General features: G+C 62.8%; 22 protein-coding genes. 8 read left to right on the top strand and 14 right to left on the bottom strand.

Annotated elements, in window-relative coordinates; all coding sequences use genetic code 11:
• Positions 1-354: 354 nt before the first annotated feature.
• Both LZC94_30720 and LZC94_30715 read left to right on the top strand, forming a co-directional pair.
• Positions 355-936: a DUF2846 domain-containing protein gene (locus tag LZC94_30720; protein WXB12215.1), complete on the top strand. Its 582-nt coding sequence runs from the start codon at positions 355-357 to the stop codon at positions 934-936.
• A 386-nt stretch (positions 937-1,322) separates the two neighbouring features.
• A complete protein-coding gene (locus LZC94_30715) occupies positions 1,323-1,616 on the top strand; it encodes a DUF202 domain-containing protein (GenBank protein WXB12214.1) in 294 nt (97 codons plus the stop codon).
• Positions 1,617-1,628: 12 nt separating this feature from the next.
• On the opposite strand, the gene LZC94_30710 is transcribed toward LZC94_30715, so the two are convergent.
• The 3 genes from LZC94_30710 to LZC94_30700 form a co-directional block, all read right to left on the bottom strand.
• Positions 1,629-3,098, bottom strand: a complete 1,470-nt coding sequence (locus tag LZC94_30710) for a beta-1,3-glucanase family protein (protein ID WXB12213.1) — start codon at positions 3,096-3,098, stop codon at positions 1,629-1,631.
• Between the two features lie 63 nt (positions 3,099-3,161).
• Complete coding sequence (locus LZC94_30705; protein WXB12212.1) at positions 3,162-6,353, bottom strand: discoidin domain-containing protein; 3,192 nt, start codon at positions 6,351-6,353, stop codon at positions 3,162-3,164.
• A gap of 475 nt (positions 6,354-6,828) precedes the next feature.
• Positions 6,829-7,707 carry a hypothetical protein gene (locus tag LZC94_30700; GenBank protein WXB12211.1) on the bottom strand — a complete coding sequence of 293 codons (879 nt, stop codon included), beginning with the start codon at positions 7,705-7,707 and terminating at the stop codon, positions 6,829-6,831.
• Positions 7,708-7,965: 258 nt separating this feature from the next.
• Between LZC94_30700 and LZC94_30695 the strand changes: the two genes are divergently transcribed.
• On the top strand, positions 7,966-8,355 hold the full coding sequence (locus tag LZC94_30695; GenBank protein ID WXB12210.1) for a helix-turn-helix domain-containing protein: 390 nt from the start codon (positions 7,966-7,968) through the stop codon (positions 8,353-8,355).
• Between the two features lie 41 nt (positions 8,356-8,396).
• Complete coding sequence (locus LZC94_30690; GenBank protein WXB12209.1) at positions 8,397-8,921, top strand: transposase; 525 nt, start codon at positions 8,397-8,399, stop codon at positions 8,919-8,921.
• A gap of 9 nt (positions 8,922-8,930) precedes the next feature.
• On the opposite strand, the gene LZC94_30685 is transcribed toward LZC94_30690, so the two are convergent.
• A complete protein-coding gene (locus LZC94_30685) occupies positions 8,931-9,782 on the bottom strand; it encodes a hypothetical protein (protein ID WXB12208.1) in 852 nt (283 codons plus the stop codon).
• 1,834 nt (positions 9,783-11,616) lie between these two features.
• On the opposite strand from LZC94_30685, the gene LZC94_30680 reads away from it, so the two are divergent.
• Positions 11,617-12,207: a DUF924 domain-containing protein gene (locus tag LZC94_30680; GenBank protein WXB12207.1), complete on the top strand. Its 591-nt coding sequence runs from the start codon at positions 11,617-11,619 to the stop codon at positions 12,205-12,207.
• Between the two features lie 235 nt (positions 12,208-12,442).
• Here the strand turns inward: LZC94_30680 and LZC94_30675 are convergent, their stop codons facing one another.
• From LZC94_30675 to LZC94_30660, 4 genes are all read right to left on the bottom strand, one after another.
• A complete protein-coding gene (locus tag LZC94_30675; GenBank protein WXB12206.1) occupies positions 12,443-13,321 on the bottom strand; it encodes a hypothetical protein in 879 nt (292 codons plus the stop codon).
• Between the two features lie 188 nt (positions 13,322-13,509).
• Positions 13,510-14,508 carry an aromatic ring-hydroxylating dioxygenase subunit alpha gene (locus tag LZC94_30670; protein ID WXB12205.1) on the bottom strand — a complete coding sequence of 333 codons (999 nt, stop codon included), beginning with the start codon at positions 14,506-14,508 and terminating at the stop codon, positions 13,510-13,512.
• Positions 14,509-14,543: 35 nt separating this feature from the next.
• Positions 14,544-15,050, bottom strand: a complete 507-nt coding sequence (locus tag LZC94_30665; GenBank protein WXB12204.1) for a cupin domain-containing protein — start codon at positions 15,048-15,050, stop codon at positions 14,544-14,546.
• A 41-nt stretch (positions 15,051-15,091) separates the two neighbouring features.
• On the bottom strand, positions 15,092-16,099 hold the full coding sequence (locus LZC94_30660; GenBank protein WXB12203.1) for an acetylserotonin O-methyltransferase: 1,008 nt from the start codon (positions 16,097-16,099) through the stop codon (positions 15,092-15,094).
• A gap of 65 nt (positions 16,100-16,164) precedes the next feature.
• Between LZC94_30660 and LZC94_30655 the strand changes: the two genes are divergently transcribed.
• The gene (locus LZC94_30655; protein WXB12202.1) at positions 16,165-17,100 is read left to right on the top strand and encodes an NAD-dependent epimerase/dehydratase family protein; all 936 of its coding nucleotides are present in this window, start codon (positions 16,165-16,167) and stop codon (positions 17,098-17,100) included.
• Positions 17,097-18,452 carry a cobalamin-dependent protein gene (locus tag LZC94_30650; GenBank protein ID WXB12201.1) on the top strand — a complete coding sequence of 452 codons (1,356 nt, stop codon included), beginning with the start codon at positions 17,097-17,099 and terminating at the stop codon, positions 18,450-18,452. The genes LZC94_30655 and LZC94_30650 overlap by 4 nt, the downstream gene beginning before the upstream one ends.
• Here the strand turns inward: LZC94_30650 and LZC94_30645 are convergent.
• The 3 genes from LZC94_30645 to LZC94_30635 all read right to left on the bottom strand — a co-directional run bounded on the left by LZC94_30645 (position 18,445) and on the right by LZC94_30635 (position 21,584).
• Positions 18,445-18,873: a nuclear transport factor 2 family protein gene (locus LZC94_30645; GenBank protein ID WXB12200.1), complete on the bottom strand. Its 429-nt coding sequence runs from the start codon at positions 18,871-18,873 to the stop codon at positions 18,445-18,447. The genes LZC94_30650 and LZC94_30645 overlap by 8 nt on opposite strands.
• Before the next feature lie 85 nt (positions 18,874-18,958).
• Positions 18,959-19,498 carry a hypothetical protein gene (locus LZC94_30640; GenBank protein ID WXB12199.1) on the bottom strand — a complete coding sequence of 180 codons (540 nt, stop codon included), beginning with the start codon at positions 19,496-19,498 and terminating at the stop codon, positions 18,959-18,961.
• Positions 19,499-19,757: 259 nt separating this feature from the next.
• Positions 19,758-21,584, bottom strand: a complete 1,827-nt coding sequence (locus tag LZC94_30635; GenBank protein ID WXB12198.1) for a hypothetical protein — start codon at positions 21,582-21,584, stop codon at positions 19,758-19,760.
• A gap of 47 nt (positions 21,585-21,631) precedes the next feature.
• On the opposite strand from LZC94_30635, the gene LZC94_30630 reads away from it, so the two are divergent.
• Positions 21,632-22,828: a cytochrome P450 gene (locus LZC94_30630; GenBank protein ID WXB12197.1), complete on the top strand. Its 1,197-nt coding sequence runs from the start codon at positions 21,632-21,634 to the stop codon at positions 22,826-22,828.
• Here LZC94_30630 and LZC94_30625 read toward each other — a convergent pair.
• The 3 genes from LZC94_30625 to LZC94_30615 all read right to left on the bottom strand — a co-directional run bounded on the left by LZC94_30625 (position 22,825) and on the right by LZC94_30615 (position 24,699).
• A complete protein-coding gene (locus LZC94_30625) occupies positions 22,825-23,235 on the bottom strand; it encodes an ester cyclase (protein WXB12196.1) in 411 nt (136 codons plus the stop codon). The genes LZC94_30630 and LZC94_30625 overlap by 4 nt on opposite strands.
• Positions 23,236-23,320: 85 nt before the next feature.
• Positions 23,321-23,734 (bottom strand): ester cyclase, encoded by a 414-nt coding sequence (locus LZC94_30620; GenBank protein WXB12195.1) that lies wholly within the window; start codon positions 23,732-23,734, stop codon positions 23,321-23,323.
• A gap of 71 nt (positions 23,735-23,805) precedes the next feature.
• The gene (locus LZC94_30615) at positions 23,806-24,699 is read right to left on the bottom strand and encodes a 1,4-dihydroxy-2-naphthoyl-CoA synthase (protein ID WXB12194.1); all 894 of its coding nucleotides are present in this window, start codon (positions 24,697-24,699) and stop codon (positions 23,806-23,808) included.

The raw sequence follows: 24,699 nt of genomic DNA, 5'->3' as shown, positions 1-24,699 counted from the left end.
TTTTTGCGACAGCCCCGTCATGACGTCGCGACATTGGGCCGATGTGCAAGCAGGTGAGCGTGGGTGATGTCACCAAAATTTAACGTTTCGTATTCTCCCTTATTCGATTGGAAACCCGGACGGGTTGCATGCTCGTCACGGGGTGATGGCCGGACACGTCCCCGCCGCATCGGTCATCGTATTCTGCGGGTTGCGAAGAAAATGAGCTCTGCCTTTCGCGTGCGCCGTTTTCGACGGCATGGCCATCGCTGCCGATGGCTGGCGCCGCGGAGTGCGAACACAACATCGTCCCTCGCGCGTTTTTTTTTCGAGCGAAAGCTTGCGTCCTCCGCCCAATCAAGGAGGATGCACGCCATGTCGAAGGTCATCTTCCCCTTTATTCTTCTTCTGCTTACTCTCACCGGGTGCAGCGCGAGCTCGGATTACATGCGGCCCGGGGTACCCCTCGCGGCGCCGACGAACGACGCGGCTACGGTGGTGTTCATTCGCCCCTCGGGGTACGCCGGCGGTCAGCTCATGACCGTGCTGGATACCCAGGGGCGCTTTCTTGGTGACAGTTTGGCCGAGACGTATTTCGCAGTCAAGATGGCGCCTGGAGAGCACGAATTTCTCGTCTGGGGCGAGAACACGGGGGCGCTTCGCGCGACCTTGGCCAGCGGCAAAACATACTATGTCGAGGTGTCGACCAAACTCGGTTGGCTCTCGGCGCGCGTGCACCTTCTCGCGCTGACCCCGCGCCATCGAAATTGGAAAGAGCTTCGCGCGTGGCTCCAGGAGAGCAAGCCGATGGTCCCCGATGAAGCGCGCGGTCAGGCGTATTTGAAGAGTCGCCACGAAGACGTTCAGGAGAGGATTCGTCGTGCGCGAGAGATCCTCACGAAATACGACGCCGACGAATTGGCCGATCGCACCATCCTTCCTCAAGATGGACAATAGATCGTGATGTAACCAATCGCCGCACGCATCGCGCCGAACTTGCTGGAAGGGCGGCTGTCGTCCGGATACATCGATTGTCACGGCGGTATGACGCACCGTCCTCCGAGGAGGGCCTCGCACCGCGAGACCGAGAGCCCGGTAACGCGGGCCGCCTGGAGCGCCGTGATGCCTTGCGGTGCACCGAGGAGCCGTATCATGAGATGCTCGTGTTCGGCTCCTTCGCTTGCGAGGATCAGCACGCTTGTTTGGCGCAGCGGCAACTCCGGGAATCTTTGCTCCTTGTGCCGCGCGGACGATAATGAGCTCCCATGAGCGAGCCTGATCCCCGCGTTGTTCTTGCAGGCGAACGAACGCTCCTCGCGTGGATTCGCACGGGCCTCGCTCTGATGGGGTTCGGCTTCGTGGTGGCGCGCTTCGGGCTTTTCATGCGTGAGCTCGCGAGGATGCCGGAGCATACGACGGAATCGCACCTGGGCGCGTCTTGGGTCGGGATCGTGTTGGTCGTGTTGGGGATCGTGGTCAACGCCGGTGCGACGGTCCGCTATCTACGGTTCAATTCGGCTCTTTCGCGGGGGGAGCCGGCGCATGTATCGCTCTCTGCCCCGGCGGTGCTCGCCATCGGCGTTGCCCTCATCGGACTGATATTGACGGTCGTATTGCTTGCCTCGCTCGGTCAATAGGCGACATGACGCTCACCAGCCCACGGCGACGAGCAAATATCGCGGATTGTCGTGTGAAATGAAGGTCGAATATCCGCCCACGTCGTCGTATGGGAAGCCGTAAGCCTTTCCGCCGATCGCGTGATCGTGCCAGAACTTCGCGTAGTAGTTCGCGGGCGACGCCGTGTAGAACGTCGCCGGGTTGGACCAGAGTTGGTGGTCACGCAGGTGGCCTGCGGAGTCGAAGGTGCCCGGCGCCGCGCCTACGTGGCGATAGAGCGCCGCCGAAAGATCGGGGTATGCGGCGAGGCCGTCGCCGTTGGGACCGGGCTTGGGGATGGTGATGCCGTTCGCCGACCAGAGCGCGTTCGCGTAGCTGTCGTAATAGTGCTGATAGGGGCCGCCCGCGTTGAATCCGCCTGCGCCTGGCTCGACGATTCGATAAGGCGCGTTCGGAGCTCGCGCGAGGCCTTTGAATTCGGAGGGGACGGAGTCCACGAATTTCTGGAAGGTGACGGCGCGGTCTTCGGCGAAGGTGCCGTAGTCCTCCCCGACCGTGAGCTCCGATCCGTCCTGCGAGCGCAGCAACATGGCAATCTTCAGCCCGAACGCGTCGACCCGCGTGGTGTTGCCGTTGTATTGGTGCGGTCCGATCGTATGCTCGATGAAATCGAAGTACTTGCTCTTGGTCGGATCGGACGCGCAGGTGGTGTCGCCGGTGATGCAAATGTAGAAGTACAAGCGGCCCGCGGAGTTGGCCGGCATGTCATACAAGGGCCTCTCGGCGAAGGAGTGCGTCTCGTTGATCGAGCCCGATTTGAAGCTCCAGAATAGCTCGGTGTCTTTGCGCACGCCGTGGGTGCGATTGAGGAATTTGAACACGAGGACGTTCTGCGGCGCCGGAATGCCGCTCGCGTCCCAGAACCCGGCGGGAGGGTTCGCGCCGCTGTCTCCTCCGCCGCCATCGCTGGCGCCGCCGGTGGTGAAGACTTGGAATTCCCAGAGCGAATATCCCCATTGGGTGGCGCGCTGCGTTCCGAGGAGGCGCACGTAGCGGCCGGTCCCGCCGAGGGTCAAGCTCTCCGTGCCACCGGGGCTGTTCGTGGTGCTGTAGATGTCCGCCCACGAGCTGCCGTCATTGGATACTTGGATTTGGTACGCTCTGCCGTACGCCGTCTCCCATTGGAGCCGAGCTCCGCAAATCGTTTGAACGGAGCCCAAATCGACTTGGAGCCATTGGGGGTCGGCGAATTGGCTCGACCAGCGCGTGCCCGTATTTCCATCGGTCGCCGCGTTCGCGGGGAACGCGCCGCTCTCCAGCGAAGAGGCCGTGGTGGGGCGATTCAAGGCCACATTGGCGGTGCCGCACGCGGCGGCCGGGCGTCGTTCCAAGCCATTCGATTCGGTCGACGATCGTGAGGCGGAAGGCTCGTCCGCCGAACATTGGAAGGTGGAGAGCGCGAGGAGGGATGCTGCACAGTGAACGAGGGATCGCTTCGACATGCTACTCTCCTTGAAGTTCGTGCTGCGCCGTGTGGGCCCTCTCGAGGGCCCGCGAACATCGATCTACCGCCAGCCCTGGAGACCTGCGCCGTAGGGATAGAGCGGGCTTCCGTAGGTGGGCGGTACGGGCTGACCCGCGTTGATCCGGGATCGGATCTCGGCGCGCTCGGCGGCCGTGGTACCGAGATCGTACGGCAGATCCCAGCTCTCCACGGCGTCGGCCAGCACGTCGGTGCCGCCGGGTACGAGCACCTGGTCCAAGCTCCGTGGTAGTTGCCAAGGCAACTTTCCGCGCGGAGCGTAGTCGCCGAAGAGCAGGCTGGCCGCGGCCGGCCCCATCTCCTCGCCGCCGCGGTAGGTGACCACGAGAGCATTGGCCAGGCCGTTCCATTCGGTGATCACATAAGGGCGCGGCAGGACCAGGAGCACCACCACGGGGATCCCCTGATTGCGGAAATTCTGAATGATGGATAGCTGGTCGGGCGGCAGGTACGGTTGCTCCTTCACCCAATTGGTGGCGTGGGTATACGCGGCCTCGCCCACGGCGACGATCGCCAGCTTGGGCGCTGGGCCCGTATCCTGAAAGACGTTGATCCCGGCCGCGGTCGCGCGCGCTTTGATCGCGTCGAGGATGCTGAGCGAGCCGTACTCCGGATGAAAATAGCTGGTCCAGAGGCAGCAGGCGTTGCCGTCGGCGGCGCGCGGCCCGGCCACGACGATGTTGTCACCGGCGGCGAGCTTCAGCGGGAGCACGCCGTCGTTCTTGAGGAGGGTCATGGACTCGCGGGCCGCCTGATTGGCCAGCGAGGTATACGCTGGGGTGTGGAATCGATACGGCCCATTGACCGGATCACCGTATGGATTTTCGAAGAGGCCCAATTGGAGTTTGAGCCGGAGCACGCGGCGAACCGCATCGTCGATGCGGTTTTGGGGCACGTTGGCCGTGAAGGTGGCCATGGAGAACCCCGTCGCGCCCGGGTCGGCCCCGCCCATGACGTCGGAGCCCGCGTTGGCCGCGCTCACCCACGCGCCCGAGGGCAGCCAGTCGGTGGTGATGAGGCCCGTGTAGCCCAGATTTTGCCGCAAGTACGCGAGGATCGGCGCGCTGTTGCCGGCGCCAGGTCCACCGGGGTCGAGCAGAGAGCTGCCGGCGTAACCCGGCATGATGTTGACGGCGCCCGCCTCCATGGCCGCCCGAAATGGGATCATATGGTACTTGATGGTGACGGCGTCGTAGGTAATGAGCGCCTCTCCGCCGGCGCCCTCGCCGGGCCAATGCTTGACGGTCGCGAGGACGGACTTGGGGTTCAGCTCCGGGCCACCCTGGAGCCCGGCCACCAGCGCGCGGACTTGCGCCGCGGCTACGTCGGCGTTCTCGCCGTTGCCCTCCTGGATGCGCGGATAGAGGACTTTGGTGCCCACCTCCGCGAGCGGTCCGAGGATACCGCGCGTCCCCACCTCCAGCTCCTCGCGCCGCTGCATGTCGCCCAGTTTGAAATCGAGCGCGTAATCCCGCCCCGCCGCCAGCGCGCTCTGCGTCGGATACGTGGTTGCGTACCCGTGAATCGTGTCACCCGCCGAGATGAAGGGGATGCCCAATCGGGTGGCGGCCGAGGCACGCAGGAAATTGTCGAGATCCTGCGGCTGCGCGGGCCCGAAGTGCCACCCGGATCGCGGGAAGACCTGGGCATTGTAGAACATCTGGTATGCCTTCTCCTCGGTGGTCATCCGCCCGAGCAAATCATCGACCCGCGCCTCGATGGGCTGGTGCCAATCTTCGTAGGGCTCGATGACGCCGTTCTTGTCGAGATCGCGGCAACCGTTGACGATGGGCACACCGTCGGCGGCGGCGCCGATCGTCGGGAGGTAAACGCTGAAGGTGCGAATCTCGGACGTGCGGGTCGCGCTCGACGCGTCGACCGACACGATGAACCATTTGTAGGTCCACCGATCGGGCAGATCCCAGGTCGGCGTGTACGTGGTGCCGGTGGGCTCGGCGACCTTGGTATAGAGATCGATGAGATTGCCCGAGGCGGTAAAGTCGTAGTCGGTGCGGCTGATGTTGATCCAAATTTGGTAGCGGACGGCACCTGGGACGCTGGCCCACGACAATGTGGGCCGGCGGGTGCCCGTGACCATGGCGCCGTCGGCCGGCGCGGTCAGCGCGAACTGCCCCGTGGTCGCCGGCGGGCGCGTGGGGCCGGAGAGCATCGTCGGCGTCCCGGTCGAGGTGTCGAGGGTTCCGTGCACCTCGAGCTCCCACAGCGAATAGCCGTAGCCGGTCGCGCGGGCAGTGCCGAACATGCGCACGAACCTGCCCTTGCCCTGGACCGCGAGGGTCTCGATTCCCCCTTTTCCGGTGGTCGTGGAATAAATGGTATTCCATGTGACGGCGTCGTCGGAGACGTCGATGTGATATCCCGTCGCATAAGCGGTCTCCCAGTTCAGCACCACCTTGCGGATGGCGGCCGTGCCGCCCAGATCGACGTAGATCCACTGCGGATCACTGGATTGACTGCTCCAGCGCGTGCTGGTCCGGCCATCGAGGGCCGCGGCCGGCGCATTTCCACCCTCGAACGAGGATGCCACCACCGGCACGAATTGCGAGAGGATGGCGTCGGTGCCGCCCCCACCGGCGTCGGTGCCGCCTCCACCGGCATCGGCGCCGCCCCCGCCCGCGTCGGTGAAGACCTGAAACTCCCAAAGGGAATATCCCCATTGTGTCGAGCGGGCAGTGCCGTACATGCGCACGTAACGGCCGCTTCCGTTCACCGTCAAGACCTCGGTGCCGCCAGCGCCGGCGCTCGTGCTGGAAAGGGTATTCCAGTCGATCCCGTCGGACGAGGTTTGAATCTGGTACGCGGTCGCAAATGCCGTTTCCCAGCTCAATTGAATCGCACAGATGGCTTGCGTCGAGCCCAGATCGACCTGCAGCCACTGCGGATCGCTGAACGCGCTGGACCAGCGTGTGGCCGGGTTGCCATCGGTCGCCGCGCTGGCAGGCCAGGAGCCATTCTCCGCGGACGACGACGTGGTCGGCCGGTTCAACGCGGCATTGGTCGTGTTGCACGCTGCCGCCGAAGCGCCTCGGGACGTGCGGCCGTCGGAGAGGATCGCCGAGGACGGCGCCGGCGGATCGTCCCCCATGCACTGAACGATGGAGAGCAGGGCGAAGAGCGCAAAGAGCGCGGCCGCGGGAGGCGCCTTCGGCGACCTCCATCCGGGGCGAGCGCGCTTGAATATGGGATGTCTCATGGGGCACCACCTTGTCCTCGGTTCGAAGGGGCACTACCAGGCCGGCAGCGGGCCAGAGCTCGCCGTCGAGGCCCGACATCTTGGCGACACCGACGTCAGCGCGCAATGATGATATTGAACATCATACCCGATTTCCGTGGACCATCCGCGGGATACGGCCGCCATCGACCGTGACGCGCTGCAATGTACCGTGAGAATCGATTGTTCCGGCTGGTCCGATGGACCCTTATCGTGATGGGCAGAGCCAAGGATTCTGTCGGAGACACCGCGATCGATTCGAAGACCAAAACGCAACTTGAATGGGTCATGTCCTGGCGGCCAGCGCGTTTCGGAATCGTGACAGCGCTCCGGAGGATCACGCCTCCGTGATCAGGAAGCGGGTCACGACAACCCCTCGCCGGGGCCCTCGAACCGAGCCGCGCCCCGCGTCCGATGGCTCGAGAGCATTCCCGAACGCATCGGCCCCCCGATTCGGCTACTCCCAACGTCGCCAGGTGGTACCGTCGAATGACAGAACGTTCTGCTGACCAATGGACCAGAGGACGCCCTCGGCTTCGGTGAGCTTGTAGCAGCTGTCCGGCGTGGCGCGTCCGAAGTCGACAGGAACCAACGTGTCACCTTTCAGTTCGTACAGCGCGGTCATGCTCGCGACATAGAGCTTGCCCATGAAGTGACGCACGTCCCAGAGGTCGTTCGTGAGTCCTTTGGTTTTCAAGATATCCCATTTCTGTCCTCGGCCGCGCAGCAAGGTCCCCGATTGACCGCACGCGTAGACATGTCCGTCTTGCCCGCAGCAAAGGCCGGAGAGAACGACGCGCGTGCGGGTCGGGCATACGGTCCAGGCGCTGCTTTTCCAATGCCACACTTCGCCCTCCCACCCCGCCGCGTAGACGTCGTCCGCGTCGAAGCCGTCGACCGCTTCGATCCCAGCCACGTCGCCATGGCTGCTCGGTGCGTGCATGGCGGTCCACTTTCCTTCGCGTTCGCGCCGGAAGACCTGCCGGTTCATTCCGAATGCGTAGGCGTTCCCTTCGATGGTCGTGCAGCCGCGGAGGTCGGCGGCGCCCTTGATTTTCTCGTCCTTAACTTCGCCGCCCACATAGGTCATGACCGTGCCGTCGCCCGAGACGACGACGAGCTTTTCGCTGGGGCGCCTGGCGATGCACATGCCCACGACATGCCAAGACACGTCCTTGACGCTGCCGATCTCTCCTTTGTGGATGCCCCCAATCCGGGTGTGCACGACACCTTTCTTGTGAAGCTTCTTGTCTTGGAGTGCGAGATAAACCAGGTCCTTGAAGCGGGCCGCGCCCCGCGAGATGAGGTTTTCTTTGGAGAGACCAAGTCGTGCCATGGGCAGTACTCCTGCGAGTGGGGCTCGCTTGCTCGTGACGAGCGCACGAGACGCAAGAGGAGCAAGAGCCCCAGCGGGCGTCAAGACGACTGTGTAACCGCGCGCCCCGAGCTCGTCGAGCATGATGCCGCCGCGCCATTCGAACGTCACTCCGCGGACATCACGGCTGTTCGTCGCGTTGCGGGGGCTTAACCCCAGTGCTCACCTGGGTCGATCAAGCGTCTTGCTCTTTGGCTCGAGGCATGATCTGGTCGCGGCATGGCGGAAGCGCACCCTCTTGAATTGAGAGCCAGGGTCGTCGAGGCGTACGAAGCTGGCGACGGAAGCTATGCGGTAATTGCCGCTCGATTTCGTATCGGTGAGGCGAGCGTCAAGCGGTGGGTTCGTCGAGGGCGTCGTGGCGTGCCGCTCGGCGCCGACCCGAAGCGAGGCGGAACGCCGTCCCCGATCGGCCAGGGCGACGTTGATGCGCTTGTTGCGAAGCTGCGCGATGCGACCGCTAACGAGATTACGGCGGAGTTCAATCGGCTTCGCCCGCGGGGCGCGCGAGTTCATGTGTCCAGCATGAAGCGCGCGCTGCATCGGTATGGGTACGTCATCAAAAAAAACGCCGACGGCCGTTGGAGTGTCAGCGACCCGACGTCATAGCCAAGCGCCGCTCCTTCCGACGGAGGATCCTCCGGATTCCCGTGGAAAAGCTGGTTTTTCTCGACGAATCGGGCCTAAACCTGGCCATGAGTCGGAGCCACGCCTGGGTGAAGCGAGGTCGCGAATTCATCGATCGCATTCCTATGAACTGGGGCACGAACCTCACACTTCTTGGGGCGATGCGCCTATCGGGATGGGTCGTCCTCAGCACGATGTTCAAAACGGCCAACCGTCCCCGCTTCCTGGCTTGGCTGAAACGCAAGCTGCTCCCTCGACTGTACCCCGGAGACGTCCTGGTGATGGACAACCTCCCCGCCCACCGCGACCCGCGTGTCGTAGCCGCCTGCAAGGCGCGCGGCGTTCGTGTCGTCTACTTGCCCCCATACTCGCCCGACCTCAATCCAATTGAATCCGGCTGGGCCCTCCAAAAGCAATACGTGCGACGCCACGCTCCCCGCCACCCCAAAGCGCTTCGGCTCATCGCCAGACGAGCGCGCTTTCGAGTCACCGAGACGCACGCGAGCAACTGGTTCGTTCACGCCGGTTATCGGGCTCCACTCAGGTGATCTCTGGGGTTAGTTGGCTCGATAAATTTGTTTGCCGTCGTCGTCGATATCGAGCTGCGCGTGCCGTTGACGCACCAGCCCTCCGAGGAGTGCCTCGCACCGTGAGACCGAGAGCCCGGTAACGCGGGCCGCCTGGAGCGCCGTGACGCCTTGCGGCGCACCGAGGAGCCGTATCATGAGGTGCTCGTGTTCGGCTCTTTCGCTTGCGAGGATCTGGCGCCGGCCATGGAGGTAGACGCCGCCGAAGGCGAGCGCCAAGAGCCAGAGGAATACGGCCAACACGCCCGTGTTCGTTTGTCCGCCCAACCACGCGGTGATGGGCGCCTGGAGCACGGTCGCCGCGGTCAAGGTCATCGCGAACGCCGAAGCGACAATCGCCCTTGGTAACCATTTGTTCAATTTGCGCCAGCGTTGGTGGTGTTGTTCGCTGGGGGGCGGGGCGGGTTCCCGGAGGTTCGACGTCTCTGCCTCCTCGGTGAGGAAGAGCGCCCAGATGGCATATGCGCCAAAGATCGTTCCAATCGGAGCAAAAAAGAGGTGCAGCACGGCGAGGCCCCCACTGAACGGGCGCGCCCAGGCACGCCGGCGAATCAATCCATAGCCGGCGCAAAGGTTTGGCAGCGAAATCGCCGCGAAGATGCCGCCGAGCGCAAAGCCAATGCCCGCGACGACTCCGCCTCCCGCAACATCGGCCCACCCTTTACCCCGTTCCATGGCTTCGATTCCGCCCGCAGCACCCAGGCCGACGTAAAGGGCGAACAATAGGAAGCCTATCCCCAACCCCACGAGCCCGAAGACGATATAGACCCAGGCTACGACCAGACGATGAAAGCGCACTGACCGATCTACGTCGACCCGCATCGAGACCTCCCTTTCCATCGGCGTCATCCATAAGACGGACGGCGTGAGCAGCCTATGCGAATCCGTGTTGCTGGATGCGGGGTGCGCGCAGTTCCAATATTGGGACGAGGGTCTCGCTGACGATTCGAACGTTGTGCACGTCGTTCCAAAGTCGCTCGTGAAAACCATGGAATGAAGTGTGCATGTATTTACGCTAAGCGTAGGACCGTGAGCTATCGAGGACGTAGCAGGTCACGCTCGTCGAGGTAGCCAAAGTTCCGTCCTCCGCGTCGGACGGCCCACTCCAAGACCTCGAATCGTTCGTGGCCGGCGGTATCCAGGCGAGCACCGGATTGTTCGGGCTCACAGTGTTCGCGGGCCTCATGGTATCGAGGACGGTGTCAATCCTACTGAGCGTGGATTGATCCGTCTCGGGCTGCCAGCTCGCGCTGGGGAGGGACCATACCACTTGGCTGCTCGGGGACGACGGAGATGCCGTGACCGGCTGATAGACGGCTTCACCGTAGTCGCCGGCATCGAGCGGATCTATGGTGGGCGGAGAGATCGGAGTGGCGGCCCAATACGAGGTGGTGCGATCGAACCGAGGTTAACGACGAAGCACTGCCCGTTGGGCGACCACGAGTGCGGCCGTCGTAACCTGTTGGCTGCCAGAACGCTGGACTCGTTGCGATTGTGCCTCGAGGATATTGGTATTGCTGCCAGCGTGCGAGCGTGGATCGAGAGAGCGCTTCGGCGCCGTTGCGATCGCCCTCCCGCCATCGCACCCAGCCGAGGTTCGCTTCGGAGGTGCCGACGTACGCGAGCATCTGCGCCGCTTGCGCCACGGCATGGCAGCGACGTGCCACGATGCGGACCGCGACGGGGTCCCGTCTTCTCCGACAGATCACCGTCAGGTATGCGAGGCAGCGCGCTTGCAATGTTTTGTAGCCTTTGGCCGGAATGCCATCGACAGCGCCACGAGTGATACGGCGCCCCGCCCCGGGCTGCGCCGGCTCCGATCTCACGCGGTGAAGGCCCCTGCGAATCAGTGTGTGCCGACGATGCCGAGCGATGCGGGCGGGTCCGTGCTGACGACGGGGCAGGGTGCCGATTCGGAAACATTGATGACGATGCGGCCGATCGAACCGCCCACACCTCCGGGCCCGCCCCAGTACCAAATACGTGGGGGAGGCGGAGGGTACCCCTCCTCGGCGAGCGTCGAGCCGGTGCCGCCCTTTCCGCCCTTTCCTCCGCGCCGCTCGTGTCGAAGTCCTTCGTGGTGTTCGCGGGCACGACCCGATCGGTTTCACCGGCCGCATCGCAGATATCCGGAGGAAGGTTCGATGGCGTCAATCGACCCTCGTTTGCGTCCCGGGGGACCCCCGGCTCCACCTTGGATCCGGCGTCCCCGCCGACCACACGGGGTGCAGCATCTCCGCGGACCGCATCCGCTGCGGGACTCGAAGGCGATACCCCCTCCGACGAGCAAGCGGCAACGGCGCACATCGGCAACCAATACCAACGATATATTTGCACCGTACTGGATGATTGGCGTCTCGGCTGCCATTCCGTCAGGACGGCCGATGACGCTTCAACATCGATAAATCAGCTTCGTGCTCACCTATCGAATGGCGAGGTTTCGGTCGACTCACGCGACGGCTGGAGTGCTTTCTTCGCTAGGAATGCGGCGCGTCCACCCGGGCCCATGGCATCCGAACTTCCTTGAGCTGAACGCATAAACGCTTTGAGCAGCGAAGATATCGCCCCGACATCACTGGATCACCTTCGCGCATCTTCGAATCTCGATGAATGCCTACGTTGACAGGCTTCGATCATCGTCACTACGCTCGACATCATGATCCAACCCGAAGACGTTCTATCGTTTTGGCTTGGGCCGCCCGGCGAGGACATTCAAGTTGCGATTCAGCGTTGGTTCCGCAAGGTCCCGGAGATTGACCGGCAGATCCAGGAGCGCTTCGGCGACGTGTTGATCCGCGCGGGAAACGGCGAGTGTAACGATTGGGCCAAGACCCCGCGTCATCGCCTCGCGCTCATCCTTCTGTTCGATCAAATTGTGCGCAACATCCGCCGCGGCACCAAGGAGATGTTCGAGTTCGACGAGCGCGCGCAAAAACTCGCGGTCGAGGGTCTCCATGAAGGAATGGATCGCGATCTCTCGATTCTGGAGCGGTACTTCTTCAGCTTCCCGCTTCAGCACTCGGAGAACGAGGAGCTGCAAGACTGGTCCCTGCAGCTCTCGCAAAAACTGCTCGATGAGGGCCCACCCCCCTTGCAGTTCCTGCTGCAGAAACACCACGATCACGCCCGGCTCTTTCGCGACGTGATTCACCGCTTCGGCCGGTTTCCGCATCGCAATGGATTGCTCGGCCGCGAATCCACCCCGGAGGAAATCGACTTTTTGAAGACGCCGGGCCTTCCCTTCTAAGCCTCCTTTCCTTTTATGTCGGAGTATGTCCGAGAGCGCTCGGATGACGGCCGTTCGACGTTCTAGTCCGACTCGTCCGAGCGCCTCGCGGCACGCTCGGGCCCAAAAAAGGTCCCAACTGAGCCCAATTCAGCCGCGAATCGAGCTCAGGGCAGTACGACTTGCGTCGCTGGAGGTTCGGGACGTAGGGAGGTTGGGACGTAGGACGTAGGGATGAAGAGCCGCTACCGACGATTCACGGAGGCGGCCACTGTTGAAAGTCCTTGATGGCAAAGAGGTAGGCACCATGGGGTTGATCGTAGGTGACCACCATCTTCGTGGGGTAGAGCCCGCGCGGCATGGTGCTCTGAGGATCGCCCTTCATCAAGGCCAGGTCGAACGTAAACTCGGGGCGGCGTTCGAGCATGGCTTGCGTGGCGAGCTTCGGCTCCCAGGATGCAAATGTCGACTTGTAGAAGGTCAGGCCCACGGCGGTGACGAATTGGACCCCATTGAACTCCGGTGCCAGCCGATTGACGGCCGGCATGCCGTGAACGGGGACGCAATTGAGCGGGGGATCGAAGAGAGCCCAGCCTGCCGGGAGCATCCCTTCCGGCGGAAACGTTTTATCGGCCTGCGGCTGGCAGCTGATCGCGAGCGCCTGCTCTTTGCTCATGATGAAAATATGAAAGTCCAGGTGTCGGGTGTTGTAAACACCTGCGGGCGGGTGCCCTTGGGAAAGGTAGTCCACGCGGAACGACTGGAGAACGGTTTGCGCCTTGATGGGCTGCGGTACCTCGACCCAGTAGCTCGAGTCGACCGTGGCTTGATTCAGTGTTTGAACGGCATCGAGCGGCATCGAAATGGTAAACTCGAGGGCCTTGTTCGTCGCGGGATCCATTTTTGCCCACGAGCGCATCTGGCCGGCGCCCGCGAGATCCGCGCCCGGATCGCCCAATACGTATTGCGAGCCACACGGTACCACCGGATCGCTCGGCAGAATGCACGACGCTGTTGCATTGCTGCCGGCATCCGGACGCGCGGGCGTATCCAAATTTTCGCACCCAGCCATCGCACCGACGCCTCCGGTCACGACGGCGCTCGCACCGATCAAGAGAAGAATCTTCCGACCCATGTTGATGATCCTTTCGGCCTGGAAAGCCAAGGTCCCACGCGACGAGCACATGCACCCGTGCATCGAGTATTCACACGACGTTCATGGGACGCAAACAAAGTGCGCCATGTCCTACTCTGCACGCGAAATTTCGCAACGAAGGGGCCTTTGCGTCGAATGATTTCGCCCTGACGAAAAGGAGCACTTCTTCAAGCTTCGGCGGCGCGGGTCATGGCGATGCGCTCATTTGGATGAGCCAGCGATTTGGTGAGCCAATTCCGGTATTGGAGCGCCAGCCCATCGGTCGCGACCGCGCATCCCTGCCACGGCGATCCATCGGGGCCGAGTCGCGCGCGCTGCCCCTGGATGATGGCGAGATCCTGCGCAAAGGCCTCTTGGACTTGGCGCAGCATCGCCCAATCCTGGCTCCCCTCGTTCAACATGAAGTTTCGAAAGTTGCGCACCAATGCCCGCATTTTGCTGGCCCGGGTGGGGACGCAGGAAATGACGGAAAAGGCCCTCCACCCGGGGCGAATCTCCACCTCCAGGCGCACATGGCAAGGTGGCTCGAAGGTCAACAGTTGAAACGGTTTGCTCTCGCCCGCCGATGTCGACGAGGTGAAATTGCCCCGGATGCCGCGCGAATAGGGGAGGAGCTCGAGGGCCACCGGTGCCGCTTCATCGCGGCTTCCGCCGAGTCGCCCGTCGTGCACGAAGGGTAAGTGCGTTGGATCGAGAAAGCTCTCGATGAGCAGCTCGTGCTCGATGTTCAGATCGAATGAGCTTTGCACATACGTCCACTCGGGCGTACCAAACTCGGGAATCTGAAAGAGATCGCCGGCCTCGGCCGATTCGGCCGACGCAAAACCGTCGCCCGGCCATACCCAGACGATTCCCAAGTGCTCCCGCGTCGGAAAAGACTGCGCCGCGGCCGATTTGGGGATCGCTTTTTCTGGCGATTGAGAAGGAATTTTGGTGCAGCCGCCATCGGCGCGATACCGCCAGCCGTGATTGGGGCACTCGAGTCGCCCCTGCACCACCCGCCCCAGGGAAAGTGGGGTGGAGCGATGGGGACACCTGTCGATGAGACATCCGACCTGACCGCGATCGTCGCGAAAGAGGACCTTTGGTTCATCCAATAGGGTGAAGGGAACCGGCCGCTCGGCGACCTCGCCCGAGTACGCAATGGGGTACCAATAATTTCGCATGGCGATTCCTTTCGACGGCGTCTTTTCGAACGTTTTCAGGCTTCGCCGAGCAGCTTGAGGCCGTATTTGGCCTTTAGCTCGGGCACCCACTCCATGCCTTGCGATGTGGCTCCATATTTGGAGCGGAGCCGGGTCAATGTGTCGATGGGGGGAGTACCCTGCGCGAGCAACTCCGCCAGCTCCCCAAAGTATTGCTCGAAGCCCGCGGGCGAAAAAATCTCCAGGATGCGCGCGGGCTCGCGGGTGGCATTCCAATAGGCGTGCGGAATGGACCGCGGCTTGATGACATACGACCCTGCCGTCGCGACCAGGTCCCGGCCCCCCACGCGCACCCCGATTTCACCGGCCAAGACGTAGGTGATTTCGTCTTCCCGCGTGTGGGTGTGCGGTGGAACCAGGCGCCCGGGCTCGATGGGCTCCTCGACGATGCTGAATGCACGACCCACCGCGTCGCCGTCGATTTTGAACACCATTCCAACCCCGCCCAATGCCAGGAATTTTCCCTCGTGGGGGTCGATCAAATACGAATGCTCGTTCGCCATGGCCGAGTCCTTTCTTCGTGGCACCCCGCGGGGGCTAAACGCTAGACCGGGACGGCTTCGAGGATGGACAAGGGGCACTTGGTGCCGATCACCCGCGCGAGGTGAAACCCCGTCTCCTGCAAGAGGCTCCGAAACTCGTTCAGGGTTCGCTCGCGACCGCCCGCCGTGACCATCATTTGCAAGTCCAAAAAGAGGATGGTATCGCTCGGCGGCTCTTCCGGCGGCGGGATCATTTCTTCGATCACGAGCAGCTTTGCCGGCTCCGCCATGGCCTCCCGGCAGCGCTTCAAGATGGCGAGGCACTCGGCATCTTGCCAGTCGTGCAGAATGGTCTTGAGGAGGTACGCGGTGCCGCCGCGCGGAATGGCCGCAAACATATCGCCCTCCGCGATGTCGATATGCGCTTGTGCGCCAAGCTTTGCTTTGGCATGCGATGCGACGTGTCGTTGCTCGAACAACACCCCGCTCACCCCGCGATTGGCCGCCACGATGGCCGCAAGCAAGGTGCCATTGCCGCCGGCGACATCGATGATGCGATCGCCGGACGAGAATGGATAAGCCTCGGTGATGGCGGCCGTCTGCATGGAGGAGATACCGCTCATGGCACGGTCGAAGATGGCGCTCGCCTCCGGGCGCTCGGCGCGCCATGTCCAAACGTCGCAGCCGTTCAGAATCTCGAACGCCGTTTTGCCGGTCTTCACCGATTGATCGAGCGCGCCCCACGCGGCCCAAAAGGCGGTATCGCCGGGCAAAAGCGCGAGCGCGCGCATCGACCCCGGGACATCGTCGCGAAGAAGGTCGGAAAGTGGGGTGTTCGAAAAACGTCCAGCCGCGTCCATTTCGAAGATGCCCATCCCCGCCAGCGCGCGCAGCAAGCGATGAAGTGATGGCGCGTGCACACCCGCGCGTAACGCGAGATCGCCCGCGGTCTGCGCCTCATGGCCGAGAAGATCGGGAATGCCGAGCTTCGCGGCCGTGATGACCGCTTGCGACAATCGAAAGCCCCAGATCAATTTGGCGAGGCGCACACGGTCATTGAGCACCACCATGCGCGGAGCCTACGGCATTGGATTGCTCGTGCCAATAGTGCAAAAGATGCGATATCGTTTTCCCGATGCAAATCTTTATGACCGGCGCGAGCGGTTATGTCGGCGGTCCGGTGGCTGAGGTTTTGCGCGCGGCCGGTCACCGGATAACCGCTCTTGCGCGCAGCGATAGAGCTGCCGCCAAGCTGGATGCCCTGGGGGTTCGCGTGCTCCGCGGCGATCTCATGGACGTCGCTTCTCTTGCCCGGGGTGCGCGCGCAGCCGACGCCGTCATCCATCTGGGCTTTCATCGCACGCGCGACGTGGCCCGTGTGGACGGCGAGTCGACGGATGCTCTGATCGATGCCCTCGCGGGCTCGGGGAAGACATTCATCTATACCAGCGGCGGTACCGTTACCGGCGATACCGGCCATGGCGTTCACGATGAGACGCATCCGCTCGCCATCGGGACGAGCACCGGGTGGCGCGGCGCCATTGAAATGCGGGCGCTCGCGGGCTGCGGGCGCGGGGTACGTGCGGTGGCCGTGCGTCCTCCCATGGTGTACGGCCGGGGAGGAAGCTCGACCTTGTTGGTGATGGTCGACTCCGCGCGCAACGAGGGCGCGGCGCGGCTGGTGGGCGACGGGGCCAATCGTTGGTCCACCGTTCACGTCGACGATCTCGCCGCTATCTATCGCCTTCTCATCGAGCAATCGCCCGCGGGTCACGTCTTCAACGCCGCGTCCGAGGAGGTCCTCTCCTTTCGCCGAATGGCGGAGCTATGCAGCATCGCGGGGGGCGCCGGGGGACGCGTGAAGAGCTGGAGCATCGAGGAGGCGCGCGCGTCGCAGCGCTACCTCGATTCGTTTCATCCGGACATCGTGACCCGCAATACCGTTCTGTCGGGGAGAAAGGCGCGGGAGATGCTCGGCTGGATTCCCAAAGGCCCCGCATTGGCCGACGATATGACGCGCGGCTCGTATGTTCACGTCGAACGCGCCGTTGGAGAAGGGGTCGTTTCATGAGCGACGAACCCAAGCTGCGCACCTTGTTGATCTCCGCCAATCGCGAGATGTTTCCCTCGCCGGTGGTCCCCATTGGCGTGCTCGCGATCGCGGGCGCCATCCGCGATGCGCACGACGTCCGCGTGCTCGACCTCTGCTTCGCCGAGGATCCGCACGCGGAGATCGAGGCCGCCATCGCCCAATTCGATCCGCAGGTGGTGGGGCTCGCGCTGCGCAACCTCAACACCAATGCCTACAGCGACGAGGGCACCCAGGCGCTTTTGCGCGAGTACACCGATCTGGCCCGGACCATTCGCGCGCACACCCAGGTCCCGCTCGTCCTCGGCGGCGCGGGGTATTCGTTGCGACCCGAGGGGTTGCTCACGCGGCTCGGCGCCGACATCGGCGTCGTGGGCGAGGGGGAGCGCGCCTTTCGCCAGATCGTGGACACGCTCGCGCGCGGCGGTGCGGTTCCGCGCATCGTTCATGGGGGCGGCGTGGTCCACTCGCAAGCATCGGGCATCCAGCTCCGCCGAAGCGCCGAAATCGTGAGCGATCTCGATCTGCTGCCCCCCATTGCGCGCGATCTGGTCGACCCGCGGTACTACGCGTACACGGGGACCGACAACATTCAAACCAAGCGGGGATGCGCCTTCGGCTGCACGTACTGCGATTATCCGGATCTGGAGGGCCGCAAGGTGCGGGTGCGCTCGCCGGCGCGGGTGGCCGACGAGGTGCTGGAGCGCTCCCGCACCGCCGGTGTCTCCTTTGCGTTCTTCGTCGACAGCGTCTTCAATGTGCCGCCGAAAGCGGCCCTTCAGCTCTGTCACGAGCTGATCGCGCGCGGGAGCCCGCTCTCCTGGTGTTGTTATGGGACGCCTGCGGCGTTCGATGACGAGCTGGTCGAGGCGATGGTTCGCGCGGGGTGCTGCGGGGTCGAGGTAGGCTCCGATTCAGGCACCGAGCGTATGCTCAAGCTCCTCAAAAAGCCCTTTCGCATTCGAGATATCGTCCGAACGCGCGAGCTGTTCGTAAGACATGGGCTGCTCGATTCCCATACGTTCGTGCTGGGCGCCGAAGACGAAACGCCCGATGAGGTTCGACGATCGCTCGAGTTCGTGGACCGGCTCGATCCCGATGTTGCCGTCTTCGTCGTGTACACCGAGGACCGCGAGGCGATGACCGTCGGTCGGGCGCAGCATCGCGAGTCCATCTTGCGCTTGCTCGCCGATGTGGCGCCCAACCGATCCGGCTGGGTGGTTCCGGAGCTGGGCATTCGCAGCGTGCCGCGGCCCAAGCCTACCCGCGGTCCCGCATGGCTCGAGTATGCGCGACACCGTCGCGGAAAGGCCGAGGGCGCCGTGGCTACATGAGCTGCCGCGCGATGGCCGATGTGTCGAACCATACGTTCTCGCGCGTGATCTTGCCGTTGGCCATCTCCATGACATGGAACATTCGGAAGCTGATGGTGCGACCCCGACCCTCCATGGGGCCCATCTTGCCGACGACCTTTACCGTCAACAGCGAATCATCGATGAGAACGTTGTCCCCATGGAGCCGTTCGAGCTGCTTGCGGCTCACGCACTGGATGTTCTTGAACAGGTTGTCGTAGCGCGGCCGTACTGCCTCGACCCCGTGCACCACGGGGACCCCTCCGGGACCTACGATATCGTGCTCCACGTTCTCTGCAAATGTGGCCAGCGCCCTCTCCAGATCGCCAGCGTCTTCGGCCGCGAGATGCTCGTCCATGAGAGCGTCCATTTCCTCGCGCGTCATCAAGCGTGCATTGTTCATCCGACACCTCACGTGTTGGTCGTGGACTCCGAGTATCCGGTGCGCGTGCGATGCGCGTCAATCGCCAAAGCGTACACCCGGCGCGTTACGGACACGTAACCGCGGGATTGCCCAATGCAAACAAGCCGGAGGGATTGTCGACCCAGAGCCAAGCCGTGATATCGAAATGCCATGGCTGCCCGATGAAGTGTCCGGCCATCGGGCCTGCAAAGCTCTGCTTGTAGAGCACCGGCGTGGGGGGAATGGAGGCCGGATTCGGCGGGTGCTGCTCATCGCCGCGATAGGGCGCCCCATCCTGATAGATGTATTGCATGAAGCTCACGGCCGCGAGCTCGAGCTTACCGTTCTTGCCAGGTACATAGAGTAGCAACTGCGGTTTGGTCAAATCGTGCGGAAGCGGCGCGGTGTCCCCAAAACGTGCAGGGTGCACATATTGATAGCCGCGCGCGCCGAAGGGCGTCATGCTGCATACGGGCGATGCGATGAAGCCATCGGCCACCGCCTTCGCCGGATCCCGGTAGCGCTCGTTGGCCTGCTTGGTCTTGCGCAGATCCCGGAGCACCTCGCGATCCGGGCATCGGGCGCTCAAGAAATCGTCGGTGGTTTCCGTGTCCCCCTCGGGCATGGCGTTCTCCGAAGCGCTGCTGCAGGCGCACGCCATTGCCAGCCCAAGCGCCATCGTCGATGCGATATTCCTCCATTGCCTCATGGCTCATACCTCCTGGGCCATACGGCAGCAACGCATATGCCGATGTTTGACGCGCACCGTCGATGGTCATAAGCATCGCGATGTCTTCGATTTGCAATGTACCGCGCCGACGCATCGTCCGAAGTGTCGACTCGTGGACCACAGATTCGTGGAGCCGCTGTCCATTCGTGGACCGCTAGACATCGGCTCCGTCGGGGCCAATGAACTGATTCGTAGCGCGATGATGCTCGCGTGCATACGCATCGATGGGGCCCTTGGGCGTCCAATGCACATAACGCGTAGGAAGATGTGCGGGTAAAGCGCTCGACGGCGATTTGGGGTTGCACATGGCGCGAAGGCCATCGGCGAGGGTCTGCCCGGACCCGGTATCGCGCGCAAAAAAGGACTCGAAGGTGCCTTCGTCCCAGGAGATGCCTTCGATGTCGCACGCGCGTCGGAGAAAGTAGCGGTAGCAACCCTCGTAGCTCTTCATGGTTTCGACCTGCTGCTCCAGGCGTCGTTGGCGATCGTCGTTCGTAAAGCGATAGGCGTTGTCGATGAGACTCTGGCGCGCCGATCCTTCGAAGAAGTAGCCCTTGTTGCGGGCAAAGTAGAGGTCGCGCTTTCGCAGCAAGGCAATGAACTCGTCGGTGAGGCGATCGGTGACGCCGATGAGGGAGCTCCCGTAGTGGTTCTCGATCGAGCGGGCGATGGAACAGCCGCAGTGCTCGTCGTGCGCATCGATCCTTCGAAAGTAGCGCTTGAAGTCATCGAGCTGGTTGACCATCTCGTAGTTCCAATAATTGTGGAATCGCTGCGAGATCCAGCCCGCGCACGCGTCGAAGGAGCCAAACCGGTCGAAGATGATGCCTGCCGTGAGGACCTGATAAAGCGTCAGCATGAAGTCATTGCAGTGCCGCACCCGTCGCGCGAACGTAACTGTGTCGCCCTCGCGATCGGCGCGGATCATTTCGGCGATGAAGCGGTTGGATACCGAAATGCTGGCGGAGGTCGTGGAAAAAAGTGGGTCCACGAAGGAGCCGGACATACCGGTCAGAAACCATCGATCCGTGGAGTACACTTGTTTGCATGCGCGCCGCAGGTACTTGAGCCCCATGAAGTCCAGACACTCGCTGCCGGCGAGGATGTCGCGGAGAGCTCTGTGCTGATGGAAGAACGCCACCAGATCTTGGGCGCTTTTCATCTTCAGCGGAATCTTGTCGTGATCGAAGGAGACGCCAATGCTGGTGATGTCCTCGGTCAATGGAATGTGCCAAATCCAGTACTCCGGATACATGAAATGGTTCGTCGAGAGGTTGCGGAGGGTGTAGCCGACCTTTCGGCGCCAGGCGTCATTTCCAAAGTCATCGATCGATTTGCTGTTTTTGAAACGCCCCCAGTAGGAGCCCGTGGGGCCGGGACGCTGCCGGAGCCAAGGGCCATCCCCCTCGTGGAGCAAATGGAGCTGCTGCGCCAGCGGCGATGAGCGCCCGCCGGCGTCGACCAGCCATTTGCACCGGATGGTGCCCACCGTGGTATCCACCATATGGCCCTCGTCGCGGTCGATGACGATATGCGGCAGGTCGTCGGACTGTCCGCTGAGCACGCGCGCGCCTTGATGGCATTCGACCCCCATGTCGCGGTTCATCTGCAGAATGTCGCGATCGAAGCTGGCGCGGTCGAGCTGAAAGGCGGTGTTGACGCTCGTGTAGCGGGCGCGCCCCCACTCCGACATCTCCTCCAGGGGGAGCGAGCGCTCCTCGTTGTCGAACCAAAAACGCAGTCCGTGCTTGAGGATGTGCTTCTTCCAGAGATAAGGCCCGAGCTTCAGGATGCGAATGGCATAGTCGTCGAACACCTCGACGGTGGCTTCGCCGACCCACCAATCGAAATCGACTTTGCGGTCCAATTGAATGATGGAGAGCTCCGGCTGCTCCAGTCGGAGCTGCCGTGCTAGCGTTCCACCGGCAAGACCGCCCCCGATGATGAGGACGTCGCATTCCTTGTTCCAGGGCTTGCTCATTTCATGATGCTGGCATCGGCCGAAGTCTCCCGCAATACGGGTGGAATATGATCCTGAACGACGTCGATCCGTTTGCGCGCGAAATCCTGGATGACCCTTATCCGTTTTACGCGAGGGTGCGGGAGGCGAGTCCCTGCTTGTTCATCGAGCGGTACAGCTATTACATGGTCGCGCGCTACGATGATGTCGTTGCCGCAGCCAAGAACCATGCGGTCTTTTCCTCCACGGGCGGGGTGGGGCTCGAGTGGAATCAGCGGCCCATGATGCCCATGTACGATCCGCCGGAGCACACGCGCCTGCGCCGTCTGGTGGCCAAGTATTTTGCGCCGCGCGCGGTGGACGTGCTCGCGGATCGGATCGCGATGTTCGCGGAGAAGGCGCTCGATGGCTTGCTCGAGGCGGGGCGGGGCGATCTGGTGGCCGACGTTGCCGAGCCGCTGGCGCTCGGCGTCATTGCCGATGTGATGGGGGTCCCCGACGCCGACCGAGGCAGCTTTCGCAAATGGGCCGACAACGTCATGGCCGATCTCTCGCAAGGTCTATCGCCGGAGGCGGCCGCGCGCGCGGAGGCCTCGCGCAAGGAGTTCATTGCGTACTTGAAGGCGCTGGCGCAGGAGCGGCGGGTGCGACCGCGACCGGGGGCGACCGATGTCATCACCATGCTGGTGGCGGCCAATCAAGCCGAGGCGCTCACCCCGTTCGAGGTCACGGCCTTCTGCGTGCTGCTCCTCGTGGCCGGTTTCGAGCCGGCGGTGAATGGAATCGCCAACACCGCGCTGGCCTTCCTCGAGCACCCCGACGAGGCCCGAAAGGTCGCCCGCAATCCGGCGCTCCTGCCGAGCGCCATCGAGGAGGCGCTGCGTTACGATACGCCGGTTCAGGCCTTTTTCCGCAATACCTTGTCGGATACGGAAATATCCGGTGTTCGCGTCCCCAAGGGCTCGAAGGTGATGATCCATTTTGCGTCGGCCAACCGCGATCCGCAAAGGTTCCAGGACGCCGATCGGTTCCGGGTCGACCGCAACCGCGACCCCGACGGCGGCGCGGTGAGCTTTGGCGCCGGTGTTCACTATTGCTTGGGCGCGCCGCTGGCGCGGCTGCAGCTCAATACCCTTGCGCCCTTGGTGCTCCGGCGGATTTCGGGTGCGCACCTCGACGGTCCGCTGGAGCGCGCATCGACCTTGCTCTTCCGCGGTCTCCGTCACCTGCCCGTGGCGGTTTCGAGACGCTCCGCGTCGTTCTAAGCCAATTGGCGGCGAATGGTCGCAGCGTCGACCCAGACGTTTTCGCGCGCGATAAGGCCATCGCGGAATTGAAAGAGCTGCACCATTCGGAATTGAACGCGCTTTCCATGGCCTGGAATGCCCACCAGGCGACCGGGTACGGTGACATCCATCGTACACTCGTCGACCAGGAAATGGTCACCATGAAGGCGCCGGTTGACGGTGTGGGCGACGATTTGGACCTCTTGAAAGTGATGGCTGTACCGTCCCCGCACCTGTTCGCGGCCATGGAGCACGCCGTCGGGGGCGCCCACGACATCATGGATCACATCGGGTGTGAGGGTGGCCAGCGCCCGCTCCACGTCCGATGCCTTTTCGGCAGCCATGTGCTCATTGACGACCGCATCCATTTGCTCAGGAGTCATCATCGGGGTACCTCCCATGGTCGAAATATCGGAAAATTGAAATGTCACAATGTCAGTCGCGCGGTTACCCGCGAAACTATCCGCGAAATCATCCGCGGAGCTGCCTGAGAACGGCGGCAGCATCGAGCCACGCCGTTTCGCGGGTGATCTTTCCGCCGTGCATCTTGAAGCGGTGCAGCATGCGAAATTCGATGATTCGCCCATTTCCTGGGATGCCCATCATGGTGCCCAGGACCTTTACCCGGAGAAGCATATCGTCCACCACGAATCCAGGACCGTGCACGCGATGAAGGGTTTTGTACGAAAGGCTCTCGACGTCGCGAAAGAGCCCTTCGTAGCGTGGCCTGACGGCATCGATGCCCTTGAGGATACCCGGACCCACCATTTCATGCTCGATGTCGGGGGAGAAGGTGGCAAGGGTGGCCTCCACATCGCCGCGCATTTCGGCGGCCAAATGGTGATCGAGCAGCTCGTCCATTTCTTTGGCGGTCATTTCGCTCATGACGGATTCTCCAAAAGAGCGTTCTGCGATGCAATGCATCGAGCGATGGCGTCGCCGGACAAGATAGGCCGTCAATAGTGCCAAGGGAACTTCGAATAGTCGGATGGACACTTTTCGACGAAGGCGTCGCGCCCGGCTTTTGCCTCTTCCGTGCCATAGGCGAGGCGGGTGGCTTCCCCGGCGAAAATTTGCTGTCCGACCATGCCATCGTCGGGGAGGTTGAATCCAAATTTCAACATTCGAATCGCGGTTGGGCTTTTGGCGTTGATCTCCTTCGCCCAATCCAGCGCAAACGCCTCGAGCTCCCGGTGCGGCACCACAGCATTGACCATGCCCATCTGAAATGCTTCGTCGGCCGAATAGGTTTTGCCGAGGAAGAAGACCTCGCGCGCTCGCTTTTGCCCGACTTGCCGCGCTAGGAGGGCGGAGCCGTAGCCGCTGTCGAAGCTCGCCACGTCGGCGTCGGTCTGTTTGAACGCGGCGTGCTCCTTGCTCGCAATGGTGAGATCGCACACCACGTGCAAACTATGTCCGCCGCCGGCGGCCCAGCCGGGGACCACCGCGATGACCACCTTGGGCATAAAGCGAATCTGACGTTGGACTTCCAAGATGTGCAGACGTCCTAGACAGCCTGGATCGCGTTGGCCGCCTTCATTCGCGTATTCGTAACCATCTTTGCCGCGGATGCGTTGGTCGCCTCCGGAGCAAAACGCCCACCCGCCGTCTTTGGGCGACGGGCCATTTCCCGTGAGCAACACGCAGCCGACATCGGTGAGACTGCGCGCGTGCTCGAGCGCGGTCGACAGCTCGTCCACCGTGCGAGGGCGAAATGCATTGCGCACCTCGGGGCGATGAAACGCAATGCGCACCGTCCCTTGGTCCAAGGCGCGGTGGTAGGTGATGTCATCGAATGCAAAACCTTCGACGGGGCGCCAACGCTCGGGGTTGAATATTCGGGAAACCAT

The organism is Sorangiineae bacterium MSr11954, from assembly GCA_037157815.1.
GTDB lineage: Bacteria > Myxococcota_A > Polyangia > Polyangiales > Polyangiaceae > Pendulispora > Pendulispora albinea.
Note: the sequence above shows the minus strand (reverse complement) of the source record. Positions and strands in the feature narration are given on the sequence as shown.

Bases quoted from the DNA above. Each gene is read 5' to 3' on its own strand.
- LZC94_30720 (WXB12215.1), top strand. From the start codon at position 355: ATGTCGAAGGTCATCTTCCCCTTTATTCTTCTTCTGCTTACTCTCACC.
- LZC94_30715 (WXB12214.1), top strand. From the start codon at position 1,323: ATGGGGTTCGGCTTCGTGGTGGCGCGCTTCGGGCTTTTCATGCGTGAG.
- LZC94_30710 (WXB12213.1), bottom strand. From the start codon at position 3,098: ATGTCGAAGCGATCCCTCGTTCACTGTGCAGCATCCCTCCTCGCGCTC.
- LZC94_30705 (WXB12212.1), bottom strand. From the start codon at position 6,353: ATGAGACATCCCATATTCAAGCGCGCTCGCCCCGGATGGAGGTCGCCG.
- LZC94_30700 (WXB12211.1), bottom strand. From the start codon at position 7,707: ATGGCACGACTTGGTCTCTCCAAAGAAAACCTCATCTCGCGGGGCGCG.
- LZC94_30695 (WXB12210.1), top strand. From the start codon at position 7,966: ATGGCGGAAGCGCACCCTCTTGAATTGAGAGCCAGGGTCGTCGAGGCG.
- LZC94_30685 (WXB12208.1), bottom strand. From the start codon at position 9,782: ATGCGGGTCGACGTAGATCGGTCAGTGCGCTTTCATCGTCTGGTCGTA.
- LZC94_30680 (WXB12207.1), top strand. From the start codon at position 11,617: ATGATCCAACCCGAAGACGTTCTATCGTTTTGGCTTGGGCCGCCCGGC.
- LZC94_30675 (WXB12206.1), bottom strand. From the start codon at position 13,321: ATGGGTCGGAAGATTCTTCTCTTGATCGGTGCGAGCGCCGTCGTGACC.
- LZC94_30670 (WXB12205.1), bottom strand. From the start codon at position 14,508: ATGCGAAATTATTGGTACCCCATTGCGTACTCGGGCGAGGTCGCCGAG.
- LZC94_30665 (WXB12204.1), bottom strand. From the start codon at position 15,050: ATGGCGAACGAGCATTCGTATTTGATCGACCCCCACGAGGGAAAATTC.
- LZC94_30660 (WXB12203.1), bottom strand. From the start codon at position 16,099: ATGGTGGTGCTCAATGACCGTGTGCGCCTCGCCAAATTGATCTGGGGC.
- LZC94_30655 (WXB12202.1), top strand. From the start codon at position 16,165: ATGCAAATCTTTATGACCGGCGCGAGCGGTTATGTCGGCGGTCCGGTG.
- LZC94_30650 (WXB12201.1), top strand. From the start codon at position 17,097: ATGAGCGACGAACCCAAGCTGCGCACCTTGTTGATCTCCGCCAATCGC.
- LZC94_30645 (WXB12200.1), bottom strand. From the start codon at position 18,873: ATGAACAATGCACGCTTGATGACGCGCGAGGAAATGGACGCTCTCATG.
- LZC94_30640 (WXB12199.1), bottom strand. From the start codon at position 19,498: ATGCCCGAGGGGGACACGGAAACCACCGACGATTTCTTGAGCGCCCGA.
- LZC94_30635 (WXB12198.1), bottom strand. From the start codon at position 21,584: ATGAGCAAGCCCTGGAACAAGGAATGCGACGTCCTCATCATCGGGGGC.
- LZC94_30630 (WXB12197.1), top strand. From the start codon at position 21,632: ATGATCCTGAACGACGTCGATCCGTTTGCGCGCGAAATCCTGGATGAC.
- LZC94_30625 (WXB12196.1), bottom strand. From the start codon at position 23,235: ATGATGACTCCTGAGCAAATGGATGCGGTCGTCAATGAGCACATGGCT.
- LZC94_30620 (WXB12195.1), bottom strand. From the start codon at position 23,734: ATGAGCGAAATGACCGCCAAAGAAATGGACGAGCTGCTCGATCACCAT.
- LZC94_30615 (WXB12194.1), bottom strand. From the start codon at position 24,699: ATGGTTTCCCGAATATTCAACCCCGAGCGTTGGCGCCCCGTCGAAGGT.